This is a genomic window from Streptomyces canus (genome assembly GCF_001514145.1).
Classification (GTDB): Bacteria; Actinomycetota; Actinomycetes; order Streptomycetales; family Streptomycetaceae; genus Streptomyces; species Streptomyces canus.
In genome coordinates, this window is record NZ_KQ948656.1 from 505,912 (window position 1) to 519,144 (window position 13,233).

The 13,233-nt window shown below is 70.1% G+C and carries 12 protein-coding genes; 7 read left to right on the forward strand and 5 right to left on the reverse strand.

Going from position 1 to position 13,233, the window contains the following annotated elements:
• The first annotated feature begins 23 nt into the window (after positions 1 to 23).
• Positions 24 to 347: a hypothetical protein gene (locus AQJ46_RS55310; RefSeq protein ID WP_159063982.1), complete on the forward strand. Its 324-nt coding sequence runs from the start codon at positions 24 to 26 to the stop codon at positions 345 to 347.
• Between the two features lie 9 nt (positions 348 to 356).
• Here AQJ46_RS55310 and AQJ46_RS02225 read toward each other — a convergent pair whose 3' ends face one another.
• On the reverse strand, positions 357 to 686 hold the full coding sequence (locus AQJ46_RS02225) for a VOC family protein (RefSeq protein ID WP_059203927.1): 330 nt from the start codon (positions 684 to 686) through the stop codon (positions 357 to 359).
• Between the two features lie 814 nt (positions 687 to 1,500).
• On the opposite strand from AQJ46_RS02225, the gene AQJ46_RS55315 reads away from it, so the two are divergent.
• Together AQJ46_RS55315 and AQJ46_RS02230 are read left to right on the forward strand one after the other, a co-directional pair.
• On the forward strand, positions 1,501 to 1,722 hold the full coding sequence (locus AQJ46_RS55315; protein WP_159063983.1) for a hypothetical protein: 222 nt from the start codon (positions 1,501 to 1,503) through the stop codon (positions 1,720 to 1,722).
• Positions 1,723 to 1,816: 94 nt separating this feature from the next.
• On the forward strand, positions 1,817 to 2,134 hold the full coding sequence (locus AQJ46_RS02230) for a hypothetical protein (protein ID WP_059203928.1): 318 nt from the start codon (positions 1,817 to 1,819) through the stop codon (positions 2,132 to 2,134).
• Between the two features lie 486 nt (positions 2,135 to 2,620).
• Here the strand turns inward: AQJ46_RS02230 and AQJ46_RS02235 are convergent, their stop codons facing one another.
• The 3 genes from AQJ46_RS02235 to AQJ46_RS02245 form a co-directional block, all read right to left on the reverse strand.
• Positions 2,621 to 3,658 carry an SPFH domain-containing protein gene (locus AQJ46_RS02235; protein WP_057613331.1) on the reverse strand — a complete coding sequence of 346 codons (1,038 nt, stop codon included), beginning with the start codon at positions 3,656 to 3,658 and terminating at the stop codon, positions 2,621 to 2,623.
• 4 nt (positions 3,659 to 3,662) lie between these two features.
• Positions 3,663 to 4,094, reverse strand: coding sequence for an NfeD family protein (locus AQJ46_RS02240; RefSeq protein WP_059204389.1), 432 nt, complete (start codon positions 4,092 to 4,094; stop codon positions 3,663 to 3,665).
• Positions 4,095 to 4,533: 439 nt separating this feature from the next.
• A complete protein-coding gene (locus AQJ46_RS02245) occupies positions 4,534 to 6,042 on the reverse strand; it encodes a SulP family inorganic anion transporter (RefSeq protein WP_059203929.1) in 1,509 nt (502 codons plus the stop codon).
• 355 nt (positions 6,043 to 6,397) lie between these two features.
• Here AQJ46_RS02245 and AQJ46_RS02250 point away from each other — a divergent pair, with 355 nt between their 5' ends.
• Positions 6,398 to 6,802, forward strand: a complete 405-nt coding sequence (locus AQJ46_RS02250; RefSeq protein ID WP_059203930.1) for a MerR family transcriptional regulator — start codon at positions 6,398 to 6,400, stop codon at positions 6,800 to 6,802.
• Between the two features lie 29 nt (positions 6,803 to 6,831).
• Here the strand turns inward: AQJ46_RS02250 and AQJ46_RS02255 are convergent, their stop codons facing one another.
• On the reverse strand, positions 6,832 to 7,890 hold the full coding sequence (locus AQJ46_RS02255; protein WP_059203931.1) for a WD40 repeat domain-containing protein: 1,059 nt from the start codon (positions 7,888 to 7,890) through the stop codon (positions 6,832 to 6,834).
• A gap of 227 nt (positions 7,891 to 8,117) precedes the next feature.
• Between AQJ46_RS02255 and AQJ46_RS02260 the strand changes: the two genes are divergently transcribed.
• From AQJ46_RS02260 to AQJ46_RS02270, 3 genes are all read left to right on the forward strand, one after another.
• On the forward strand, positions 8,118 to 10,961 hold the full coding sequence (locus tag AQJ46_RS02260) for a LuxR family transcriptional regulator (RefSeq protein ID WP_208616857.1): 2,844 nt from the start codon (positions 8,118 to 8,120) through the stop codon (positions 10,959 to 10,961).
• A gap of 112 nt (positions 10,962 to 11,073) precedes the next feature.
• On the forward strand, positions 11,074 to 11,454 hold the full coding sequence (locus tag AQJ46_RS02265) for a winged helix-turn-helix transcriptional regulator (protein ID WP_059203932.1): 381 nt from the start codon (positions 11,074 to 11,076) through the stop codon (positions 11,452 to 11,454).
• A gap of 82 nt (positions 11,455 to 11,536) precedes the next feature.
• Positions 11,537 to 13,222, forward strand: a complete 1,686-nt coding sequence (locus AQJ46_RS02270) for a ribonuclease J (RefSeq protein ID WP_059203933.1) — start codon at positions 11,537 to 11,539, stop codon at positions 13,220 to 13,222.
• The last annotated feature ends 11 nt before the right edge of the window (positions 13,223 to 13,233 follow it).

A 13,233-nucleotide genomic window follows, 5' to 3' on the forward strand; every position in this document is an offset into this window, starting at 1 on the left:
CCGCTCCTGGGTATCAGGGCCGTGTGCCACCAGTGGACGGGCGGGCCGGTGGCAGCTTGAAGCAGTGCTGCTGCGGTGCCGCATCCCGACTGTGCAGGCGGGAGGCCTGGCCGGTCAAGCGGGCCACGCCCGCACGGCTGCCCTGGCTGCCCTGGCTGCCCTGGCTGCCCTGGCTGCCCTGGCTGCCCTGGCTGCCCTGGCTGCCCTGGCTGCCCGACAGGCTCCCTTGCGAGCACGGCGCCTGGGAACCCGGGGCCGTGCGCAGCTACGAACGCCAACTCGAGCACTTCCTTGCCTTCTCCGGCATCACCGCAGCCCTCATCTGCTACCGCAGGCTCACCGCCTGACCCGGCCTGTCAGGCGCCCGGGCCGGTGCGTACGAAGAGGCAGAACGGGTGGCCCGCCGGGTCGAACAGGACGCGTACGTCATCCTGAGGCTGGAAGTCTGTCACCGTCGCCCCGAGGGCGAGAGCATGCTCGACGGCCGATGACAGATCGTTCACCTCGATGTCCAGATGCATCATCATCTGCTGCTCGGACCGTGTGGAAGGCCATCTCGGGCGAGTGAAGAGCGGCTCAGTCTGGAACGACAGCCCGGGACCGCCGTCGGGCGGAGCGATCTCCACCCAGCCGGGTTCCACCTTCCGCATCGGCCATCCGAGCAGGCCCTGATAGAACTGCGCCAACTCGAGGGCGTCCGGTGCATCAAGAGTGGTCGCGGCCCAGCGTGAAACGCCGTTGCGGGGTCATGCAGTGCTGTTGCCCCGTTTCGCTGCTGCGAGGCCGGCCGTCACTCCTCTCGGCCGCAACCGATGCTTCACCTTGCTCGGACGACGACGCCTCCGTTCAGCCACAGGTCACTGAAGGCCGGACGTCCCAGCGCGTGGCCCGCGAGTGACAGCGATAGACGCTGGGCCCCGGAACACAAAGCCCCATGCCTGGGGTGGGCTCCACCACGCCGTCGGCGTGGAAACGCAACTCCCCCAGCGGCAGCGGCCCAGCCTCCCTGCTCCAGGGAGTGTTGAGAGGTATGCGAGGGGACGAGGAACCGGGTGCGCCTGAGCGGCGGCGCCGACCGGCCTACGGACTTCCGCCGCCGGACACCGAGCGTACGTACGTGCGCCACGCTCCACGCTGGAGATCGCTGCACTCAAAAAGTCGGTCGTCGAGCGCCGGACACCGCGCTGACCTGGGGCTTCTTCAGCCGCGCGGCGGGGACTAGTTGAACGGTGTGCAGGCCGACCGATCTGGCTTCCATCCGCGACGCGGACCAAGCCGCCGCGGTGCTCGTCCAGCGTGAACTCGCCGTTGTCGAGAGCCCCATCGAGCCAGTCCACCGCCGCGGACCCCGCCAATTGACGGCCGGATCTGCTGTCGGCTGTCGGCTGTCGGCTGTCGGCCCGCGAGATCTCGAACTCAGCGATGGTGCCTTCCGCCGGCCGGTCCTCACCCTGATCCGGAAGCAACGCAACATCGACGAAGCCTCCGACGGTCAGCCCGATGTCCACGAAGATCCCGATCACGCCGGGCCGAGGAACGTTCACCACGGTGCCCTCGAAGACCTGCCCGAAGCGCCGGCCCCTCGATCGACCCGTCCATCTCGACGACACCGCACTGCCGTCATTTGTCGTGAACGTTTCCAAGCGCGAAGTTGGTCAACTGCTGCTCAAACTCTGTGGCTTGCCGCTGTGCTGGTCGGAGAAGACGATGAGCCGCCGATGACGCCATCGGCGTGACATCGCCCGGAAACCGCAACCGCAGATGGCCGTGTACGGCTCTCCCCTTGCACATCCACCCGCTGCCGGAGGAGACCGACATGACCATCGCCCTTGAACACCACACGCCGCAGGCCTTCGTCGACCCCTACGCCGCCGATCCGGCGGAGACCGCCTGGCCTCCGGCCTCCGCCGGACAGGACAGGGACCACCTGCTGCCGCCGCCCAACCCCTCCGAGCGCCTCAGCATCCTCATCGACCCCCGCGACCACCACCGCCTGGCCCTGCACGCCGCACTGACCGCCGCCGGCATCCCGCCCCGGCCCGAGGACCGCGACGCCATCGACCAGCTCAGCGCCCTGCCCTCCGGCATCAACACCACCCTGCAACGCTGGCTGGGCCACACGGCATCACAGTGACCGAACCACCGACAGCGAGGAAGGCCGATGCGGTGTGCGCAGTTCCCGCTGAACGACGTACAGCAAGTCACCGTGCATCCTGGTCCCCGCTCCCAACGCTATGGCCGATGGCCTCCGCTCTCTCCACCCTACGCAGGCAGGGTCCCCGCGGACGCCGACCAACTCGCCAAGGTTCCGGAGGACATCGTCGCCAACTGCATGCCTGACCCTGACCAACACACGCCATGGGTGGACCTGCGCGACACCCACCTCGCCCGGTTCACGGCGCAGCGCCCAGCCGTCGCCCGATGGCCGGTCGGCACAGTCCCCGTCGCGTGCGCCCGCGTTGCCTCCTCCGACGACGCCGCCGCCGCGACGCAGTTGGAGAACATCACCAGCGAAGCGGAGGTGCATGCGCCCGAAGGCGTCCTGGTCGTCCTCTCCGGCGAAGCCGAGGACGGCAGCACAGGGCCCGCACGACCGTCGTCCGGTGATCGCCACCCACCGTCAGCGAGGCGGGCTGGACGGGAGGCCGTCGGGAATGGCGCGGTCGGCCTCGGCCGCGTCGGCGAGGGCCGCGGCGGCGGCTTCCGCGGCCTGGGCCGCGTCGTCAGCGGCCCGCTCGGCGCTGTCGTCCGAGGGTTTCTCGCGGGTGGCCGGGGACTGGGGCAGGACCTCGGTGAAAGCGCGGGACACGCCCTGGAGTGCGGAGGTGATCTCGCTGGGGATCACCCAGAAGTTGTTCCCCGAACCCTGCGCCAGCTGGGGCAGGGTCTGCAGGTACTGGTAGGCCAGGAGTTTGGGGTCGGGGTCGTTGCGATGCACGGCCTGGAAGACCTCGTCGATGGCCCGGGACTGGCCCTCGGCCTGGAGGATCGCGGCGGTACGGTTGCCCTCCGCGCGCAGGACGGCTGCCTGCTTGTCGCCTTCGGCGGTGAGGATCTGCGATTGACGTTGTCCCTCGGCCCCGAGAATCGCGGCGCGCTTGTCCCGCTCGGCGCGCATCTGCTTCTGCATCGCGTCCTTGATGGACTGCGGCGGGTCGATGGCCTTGATCTCCACCCGATTGACCCTCAGCCCCCATTTGCCGGTGGCCTCGTCCAGCACGCCGCGGAGCTGGCTGTTGATGGTGTCCCGTGAGGTGAGCGTCTTTTCCAGATCCATGGATCCCACGACATTGCGCAAGGTGGTCACAGTGAGCTGTTCGACCGCCTGCAGGAAATTCGCGATCTCATAGAAAGCCGCTCGCGGGTCGGTGACCTGGAAGTACAGGACGGTGTCGATCTCGACGACCAGATTGTCCTCGGTGATGACCGGTTGCGGCTTGAAGGAGACGACCTGTTCCCGCAGATCGATCACCGGATGAACCCGGTCGATGTACGGGATGACGAGGCTGAGGCCCGGACTCAGGGTCCGGTGGTAGCGCCCGAGTCGCTCGACATTACGAGCACGCGCCTGGGGCACGATACGGACCGCCCGCACCACGGTGAAAACCGCGATCAGCGCGAGGATCAGTCCGGCAATGAGGAACGCCGAGGTTTCCATGGTTTCAGTCCCGGGGGTAGACGAGCGCGGTGGCGCCGCTGATCTCCATGACGTCGACGGTCTTTCCAGGCGGTATCACCAGCGTCTCGTCGTAGGCGCGGGCCGTCCATTCCTCACCGTCGATACGGACCCTGCCGCCGAGGCCCGTCACCTCCGAGAGGACATAGGCAGGCCTGCCGACCAGAGCGTCGATGCCGAATCGCTGCACTTGCGGCCGGAGCACGTGGCGCAGCGCGATAGGGCGCACGAACACCACGGTGCCCGTGGCGACGAGGGCGAACACCAGGAACTGGAAGGGCAGAGGCAGCCCGACCGCGGCGGATCCCGCCGTGACCAAGGCGGACACACTCAGCATTCCGAGCGCAGCGGTAAGGGTGACGATCTCCGCCACCGCCAATACCGCTGCGACGACCAACCAGATCAGCCATGGATCCATTGCGTGCCTCTTCTCACCGGTGCGGGTGCAGGTGCGGAAGAGCCTGACTCTCACCATTGGACCCCGACATCGGACAACGGCGATACCCCCTGGGGAAGGCAAACCCGGCCGTTCCGGCAGCCCCGAGGTGCGGGGGATCAAGGGAGTCGGCGGCTGATCCTGATGGAGAGCACCAGAAGCCTCGGCAGCATGTCCGCCCCGCTGTACCACCCGGCGGCGCACATCGTCTCTCGGGTCCGCTTCCTGGCACAGCACTGACGGGGGGACGCGCCCGCTCTCAGTGCTGCCCTCGTTGGCGGGGGTAGGCAGCCTTGCGAGGCCGCAGGCTGACGCCGGAACAAGCAGCCCCGATGGGAGCGCAGCGCCCTGCACCCGCCGCGCAACGACTGGGCCGCGGAGTGCGATACCTCCGCGGTCCTCGGTCGATTCGTGTGCCGAATCAGTGGTGGCCGGTGAGTTCACCGCTGAGCGTGTCGTGGATGCGGGCGCTGGGCTCGTTCAGTCCGGTGATCCTGACGGTCTTGCCGCGCTGGGCGTACTTGGTCTCGACGGCGTCGAGGGCCGCGACGGAGGAGGCGTCCCAGATGTGCGCGGCGGACAGGTCGATGACGACCTTGTCGGGATCGCCGGCGTAGTCGAACCGGCCGACGAGGTCGTTGGAGGAGGCGAAGAACAGCTCGCCGGTCACCCGGTAGATCACAGACGTGCCGTCGGGGTCGGTCACCGCGGTGGCCTCGGCCAGGTGGGCGACCCGCTTGGCGAAGACGACCATCGCGGTGATCGAGCCGACGACGACACCGATGGCCAGGTTGTGGGTGGCGACCACACACGCGACGGTGATCAGCATGACCGTGATCTCCCCGGCCGGCATCCGCTTCAGGGTCTTCGGCGCGATGGAGTGCCAGTCGAAGGTGCCCACCGACACCATGACCATCACCGCGACGAGCACGGCCATCGGGATGTCCGAGACGACCGGCCCGAAGACGACGCACAGCACCATCAGGAACGCACCGGCAAAGAACGTCGACAGCCGGGTCCGGGCGCCCGACACCCGTACGTTGATCATCGTCTGCCCGATCATGGCGCAGCCGCCCATGCCGCCGAAGAAGCCGGTGACGATGTTGGCGATTCCCTGACCGACGGACTCGCGGGTCTTGGAGGAGTGGGTGTCGGTGATGTCGTCCACGAGCTTGGCCGTCATCAGCGACTCCATCAGACCGACCAGCGCCATGGCGAGCGCGTAGGGCGCGACGGTGGTGAGGGTGTCCAGGGTGAAGGGCACGTCCGGCAGCCCGGGCACGGGGAGCGAGGAGGGCAGTTCGCCCTTGTCCCCGACGGTCGGCACCGCGATCCCGGCGGCCACGGTGATGACCGTGAGGGTCACGATCGACACCAGAGGGGCCGGGATCACCTTGGTGACCTTGGGGAAGAACACCATCAGCGCCAGACCGGCGGCTATCAGCGGATAGACCGGCCACGGTACGTCGGTCATCTCCGGCACCTGCGCCGTGAAGATGAGGATCGCGAGGGAGTTGACGAAGCCCACCATGACGCTGCGCGGCACGAACCGCATCAGCTTCGCCACCCCGAGGGCGCCGAGGACGATCTGGAAGACGCCGGCCAGGATGACGGCGGCGACGAGGTAGCCGAAGCCGTGCTCGCGGTTGAGCGGGGCGATGACCAGGGCGACCGCGCCGGTGGCGGCGGAGATCATGGCCGGTCGGCCGCCGACGATCGCGATGGTCACGGCCATGGTGAACGAGGCGAACAGGCCGATGGCCGGGTCGACCCCGGCGATGACCGAGAACGAGATCGCCTCGGGGATCAGGGCCAGGGCGACCACGAGTCCGGCCAGTACCTCGGTGCGCAGCACCTTCGGATCGGACAGCCAGGTGGGACGCCGGGAGCCGCGCAGCCAGGCGGCCGGAGACAGTGCGGAGGAGGACACGAGGAGAAGAACCTGTCGTGCTCGGGCACACCCGGCATCACTGCGGGCATACGGGAAGGCGTGGGAAGCGGGGGGCAGCCGGCCACGGGTCCGCGAGCGGCGGACCGAAGTCAGGGGGCGGCGGCGCGATCCGCCACGGGATCGTGCGCTGTGCGGGGGTGAAGGGTCACGGCGGGCAGGCAGCGGCGCCGGACATCGTGGGCACGCGCACGCTCTCTCCTGCAGGTATCGGTCTTCGCCGGAGGCATCCTCGGCCCCGACACGGGTGACCCGGCACCGAGGCAACTCTACCCTAACGTTAGGGTAGAGATCGGCGGCCGTGCGCGGCCAGGACGAGATGAGGAAGGCACTCCCCGTGAGCAGCGAGCACATGCAGATCGGCGAGGTCGCCACACGGACCGAGCTGTCGATGCGCACCATCCGCCACTACGAGGACAGCGGCCTCGTCATCCCCTCCGCCCGCTCCCAAGGCGGCTTCCGCCTCTACACCGAGTCCGACGTCGCCCGCCTGATGGTCATCCGCCGTATGAAGCCTCTCGGGTTCACCCTCGACGAGATGCGCGCCCTGCTGGAGGCCACCGACCGCCTCGACACGGGCGAGGAACTGCCGCCCGAGGAGCACGAGGAACTGCTGGACCGGATTCGCGGCTTCGAGCAGGCCGCCCAGCAGCGGGTCGAGGATCTGCGCACCCAGCTGGCGCGGGCGGAGGAGTTCGCGGCCACGCTGGCCGAGCGGCTCACGCGGACTTCCGCTCCCTGACTTCTACGTGAGTGCCCGGCGCCGTTGCCTCAGGGCGCTCTTGGTCCTGGAGGAGGTACATCGATCTCCTTCGCGACGTCCCACACACGTACGCCGTCGTCGTACCCCGCGGTGATGATCAGCGGTGGGCCCTGGGCCTGCCGGACCTGGCAGGCGGCGCGGACCCAGCCGTGGCCGCTGAGAAAGCCGGCGAGGTCCATGCCCAGGTCTCCGGCGCGCTCGCCGGTGAACGGGTCCCAGACCGCGGTGCCCGGTCCGTCACCGCCGGCGACCAGGAGCGTGCGGTCCCCGGCTTCCGCCTGGCAAAGGGCGTACACGGGACCGACACCGGCGGTGAACACGTGGGTCTCCCGCCGTTCCTCCAGGTCCCACAGCCGGACGTTCCCGTCCCAGCCGGCGGTGGCGAGCAGAGTGCGGTCGCCGTCGGACACCTCGCACAGCGTCCACACGATGCGGTTGTGCGCGACCAGTTCCAGCGGCGCTTGCCCGGATTCGGCGTACCACAGGATCACTGTGCCGTTGCCGTGTCCGGACGCGAGCACCGTTCGCCCGCCCATGCGCACCTGACACAGGGCGTGGGTCCACCGCCTCCGGGGGCCGGCGACCATCGTGCGCACCAGCCGGCCGTCGCGCGGGTCCCAGATGCGTATCGCGCCGTCCCGGCCCGCCGAGGCCAGCAGGTCGCGACCTGAGACGCGCACCGTGCACAGCGCGAACACCCAGCCGCGGTGACCCCTGAGGGAGGCCACCAGTTCGCCGCGATTCTCCAGATCCCAGAGCCGGACGACCCCGTCGCGGCCGCCGGACGCCAGCAGGGGCCTGCCGTCGACGTGGATCTCGCACAGGGCGCGGATCCAGGTGCGCGAGTCCGTGAGCACCGCCGTGTCCTCGCGCGCGACCGGGTCCGCGAGCCGGATCACCTTGCGGTGCCCGGAGTACGCCACCAGTGTGCGGCCGCCGACCGTGACCTCGCAGGCCGCCTCGAACGACGGCCGGAACCGGTAGCGGCCGTCCGACCGCCTGACCACCCATACGACGATCAGGGCAACCAGCAGGACGATGCCTGCCACGATGCCGACGATCAACATCCGTCCTCCCCCGAATCCCCGGAGCCTTCGTGGTGCGGCAATAACCGCGGCTCCCACGGACTTGATGCTTTCGCGGGTGTCGGGTCGGGGGGATCGTGTTGTTACGTATCCCGGTTACGTACTTTCCGCCGTCGACGCGGTGTGAGATCGCGGACACGAACCCGCAGGTTGTCAGTGGCGTAGGACAGGATGTGCGGGGGCACCAACTGCCGTGGGGGGCGCGAGGCATGACGACGCAACGGACACCGCTGGTCGGCAGAGAGGCTGAACTCGCGCGGGTGGACCGGCTGCTGGCGGATGTGACGGGGGACGTGTCCGGCCGCCCGGCGGTGCTGGACATCAGCGGTGAGGCGGGCATCGGCAAGAGCCGACTGGTCCATGAGCTGTGCCTGGGCGCGACGCGGCGCGGAGCGGCGGTACTGCGCGGCCGGGCGACGGAATACGAACGCCACATCCCTTTCCAGCCGTTCACCGACGCCTTCTGCGACCTCGACCCGCAGGCCGTGGAGTCCTTCCCTGCGGCCGCCGAGGTCGCCCCGGTGCTCAGCGGCGCTCCCCGCCGCACCGACCGCTTCCACCTGCACCGGGCCACCGCCGCCCTGCTGACGCACGCCGCGGGGTCTGCGCTGGTCGTGGTCCTGGACGACATGCACTGGGCGGACGCCGCGTCGCTGGAACTCCTCGACCATCTCGTACGCCACCCCGTGCGCGCCCGTGTCCTGCTGGTCCTGGCCCGCCGTGACCGACAGAGCCCCGCATCGCTCACCGCGACCCTCACCCGTGGCATGGACACCGGCACGGTGCGGCGGACGGTCCTGGGCCCGCTCAGCGAGCGGGAGGGCGTCGAACTGCTCGCCCCCCACCTGGCCCGCGACGAGGCCGTCCGGCTCTTCACGGCGAGCGAGGGCAACCCGCTGTACCTGCTGACCCTGCTGCAGGCACACCGCGAGGGCGCGTCGGTGAGCCGGCTGTCCACGACCGGCCTCGGGGCGCTGCTGCTCGACGAGCTGACCCCGCTGACGCCGTCCCAGGTCCGGCTCGTCCAAGTGGTGGCGGCGCTGGGCGACCACGCCACACCCGCCCTGCTCGGCCCGGTGACCGGCCACGAGCCGGCACAACTGGTCGAGGACCTCGCCGTACTGACCCGGCGCGACCTGCTGCGCACCGGCGCGCACGGGCGGATCGCGCTGCGCCACCCCGTGCTGCGCAGCCTCGTCCGCGACGGCACCGACCCTTGGCTGCGCACCCGGACCCACCGGCTCGTCGGCGCCGAACTGGCCCGGAGCGGCGCCCCACTTGCCGAGCGGGCGCACCACGCCGAGCAGTCGCTGTCCGGCTGGGATCCGCAGGCGGCGGCCGTCCTGGACGAGGCCGCCGAGCAGGCCGCGCACACGGCGCCCGCGAGCAGCGCGCACTGGCTCGAGGTGGTGCTGCGGCACCTCCCGCACACACCGGAACACGCGAGCAGACGGCGCGAGTTGATGCTGCGGCGGGCCCGGGCGCTGGGCGTCGGCGGCCGGCTCAAGGAGAGCCGAGACCTGTTGCACCAGGTGATCGCCCTGCCCGACCCGGGCGACGGGACGGGTTCGCGGGCGTCCGCTGTCGTACTGTGCGCCGTCATGGAGCGCCATCTGGGCCGTTACGCGGAGGCGGCCGCCCTGCTCCGCCGCGAACTGCACCGCACCGATCCCGCGCCGTCGCTCGCCGACCAGGTGGCGCTGGGCCTGGAGCTGGGCTCCTCGGCCCCGCACGACACCTCGTACCCGGCGGTGCGCTCCGAGGTGGCACACACTCTGGACGTGGCCCGTCGCCTCGGGGACGACACGGGGGTGGCGGGTGCGCTGAGCGTCGCGGCGCTGGGAGAGGCGTACGAGGGGGAGACGGCCACGGCGGAGGACTTCACCCGCCGGGCGGCGGCCCTCGTGGACTCGCTGCCGGACGGCGATCTGACCGACGTGTGCGAGCCGTTGGTCCGGCTGGCCTGGGCGGAGGCGTTCCTGGAGCGCTTCGCCGACGCCGAGCGGCACACCGACCGCGGCCTGGCCATCGCCCGCCGTACCGGCCAGCTCTACCTCCTGCCGCATCTGCTGCTGTGCAAGACCCACGTGCGCATCCAGACCTGCCGGCTCGCGTCGGCGGTGGAGCTGTCCGAGGAGGCCGAGGACATCGCCCGCGGCATCGGCAGCGACGAACTGCTCGCCTTCGTCCTGGCGACCAGGGCCCATGCCCTGGTGGACGCCTGCCCACCCGGCGATCCGCGGCCACTGGCCACCGCCGAGGAAGCCGTGGCCGCGGCGGGCGGGGGCGTCAACTGGTGGGCGTCCATCGCCTGGTGCGTGCTCGGCTACGCGGCGCTCGCCGCCGGCGACCCGGCCCGCGCCCGGGAGGCGGTACTGCGTGCCGGCGGCCCCGGCCTGCAGCGGATGCAGCCCTCCATGCGCCCGCTGTTCCTTGAGGTCCTGGTGACCGCCGCCGTCGCCATGGGCGACCTGGACGCGGCGAAGGACTGGGCCGAGCGGGCCCGCACGGAGGCCGAGAGGCTCGATCTGCCCGTGCAGCGTGCCTCGGCCATGCGCAGCGCCGCACACCTGCGCCTCGGTCTCGGTGACGACGGGGCGGCGGACCTGTTCATGGCGGCGGCTGAGGAGAGCGCACGCAGCGGAGCGGTGTTCTGGGAGGCGTTCTCCCTGCTCTTCGGCTCCCCTCTGCTGGCGGCGGACCCGCACGGTGCCCGGCGTGGGCAGGCGGCCTGGCACCGCGGGCGGCGGCTCGCCGCGGCCGGTGACTGCGGGATGCTGACCGGGCTCGCCGAGGCGGTCGGCCCGACGGTGGCCGCCGCCGACGACGGGCCGGTGCGTCGGCTCGCCCAACTGACCGTCCGCGAAAGGGAGATCGCCGACCTCGTCGCCGACGGTCTCACCAGCCCGGCGATCGCCGAACGACTCTGCCTGAGCCGCCGCACGGTCGAGACCCACATCTCCCGGGTCTACCGCAAGACGGGAGTGTCCTCGCGCGCGGCTCTGGCGGGCCTGATGGCGGGGCTCACGCCGAGGCCTTCCTTCGGCGGGTGAGTGAGCCCGGCGCGGTTCAGGCGTGAAGGTACGTCTTGCTCTCTTGTGGTTACTCGGGAACCATAGGAGAGTGATCGGGTAAGAACGCACTTTTCAGCGACTGGGGAACCTGATGGCGACCAAGCAGTTCACAGGCTCGCCCGAAGACGCGGACCTGAGGCGCGCGGACTCTCTGGCGCGAGAGATCTTCTCGGACGTCGCCAACAAGTGGGCGTTGCTGATCATCGAGGCTCTCGGAGAGCGCACCCTGCGCTTCAGCGAGTTGCGCAACGAGGTCGAGGGTGTCAGCCACAAGATGCTCACCCAGAACCTGCGCATGCTGGAGCGCTACGGCCTGGTCGAGCGGAAGGTGCACCCCACCGTGCCGCCGCGGGTCGAGTACACCCTCACCGAGCCGGGCCAAGGCCTGCGCGCCACGGTCGACGGCATGTGCGGCTGGACCCACCAGTACCTCGGTGACATCGAGGCCGCCCGCCGCCGCTTCGACGCCTGACGCGACAACGACGCGGCATCCGCTTCAGCGCCTTGGGCCAGGCAGTGGATCACCCCCGCAGACCCTCCGGTAACGTGAGGGTATGAGCCATCCGCACCCAGAACTCAAAGCCGCCCCGCCACTGCCCGAGGGCGGACTGAGGGTCACCGCCCTGGGTGGTCTGGGCGAAATCGGCCGGAACATGACCGTCTTCGAGCATGCCGGCAAGCTGCTGATCGTCGACTGCGGTGTGCTGTTCCCGGAAGAGAACCAGCCCGGCGTGGATGTGATCCTGCCCGATTTCACCTCGATCCGGGACCGCCTCGACGACATCGTGGCCGTCGTGCTCACCCACGGCCACGAGGACCACATCGGGGGCGTGCCGTATCTGCTGAGGGAGCGGTCGGACATCCCGGTCGTCGGCTCGAAGCTCACTCTTGCCTTCCTGGAGGCCAAGCTCAAGGAGCACGGCATCCGCCCCCGCACGGTACGCGTGCGGGAGGGCGACCGGCGCGGCTTCGGTCCCTTCGACTGCGAGTTCGTGGCCGTCAACCACTCCATCCCGGACGGCCTGGCCGTGGCCCTGCGGACCCGGGCCGGCATGGTGCTGCACACCGGTGACTTCAAGATGGACCAGTTCCCCCTGGACGACCGCATCACCGACCTGCGCGCCTTCGCCCGCCTCGGCGAGGAGGGCGTGGACCTGTTCCTCACCGACTCCACCAACGCCGAGGTTCCCGGTTTCACCACCTCCGAGCGCGAGCTGAACCCCGCGATCGAGCAGGTCCTGCGGACCGCCCCGCGGCGGGTCATCGTCTCCAGCTTCGCCAGCCATGTGCACCGCATCCAGCAGGTCCTGGACGCCGCCCACCAGCACGGTCGCAAGGTGGCCTTCGTGGGCCGTTCGATGGTCCGCAACATGGGCATCGCCCGCGACCTCGGCTATCTCAAGGTGCCCTCCGGTCTGGTCGTGAACGCCAAGGAACTGGAGAAGCTGCCGGACCACCGGATCACCCTGGTGTGCACGGGTTCCCAGGGTGAGCCGATGGCCGCCCTGTCGCGGATGGCCAACCGCGACCACGCGATCCGTATCGGCAAGGGTGACACCGTCCTGCTCGCCAGCTCTCTCATCCCCGGCAACGAGAACGCCATCTACCGGGTGATCAACGGCCTGACCCGGTGGGGCGCCAACGTCGTGCACAAGGGCAACGCCAAGGTGCACGTCTCCGGCCACGCCAGCGCCGGGGAACTCGTCTACTGCTACAACATCGTCCGGCCCCGCAACGTCATGCCCGTTCACGGCGAGTTCCGTCACCTGCGGGCCAACGCCGACCTCGCCATCCGTACCGGCGTCGACCCCGAGCGCGTCGTGATCGCCGAGGACGGTGTCGTCGTCGACCTCGTCGACGGTCGCGCCTCCATCGTCGGCAAGGTGCCCGCGGGCAACGTCTACGTGGACGGCATGGAAGTCGGCGGCGCCACCGAAGCGTCCCTCAAGGACCGGGTCACCCTTGCCCAGGAGGGCGTCATCACGGTCGTGGCCCTCGTCGACGCCGACACCGGCGCGCTGGCCGAGCCCCCCGACTTCCTGGCCCGCGGCTTCGTCCACGACGAGTCCACCTTCGAGCCGGTGATCCCCGTCATCGAGAAGACGCTGGCCACCGCCGCCGAGGAAGGCGTCGGCGATGCCCACCAGCTCGAACAGCTCATCGCCCGCGCCGTGGGCAACTGGGCGTTCCGCGCCCACCGCCGCAGGCCTCTGATCATCCCGGTCGTCATCGACGCCTGAGACGGCCGCCG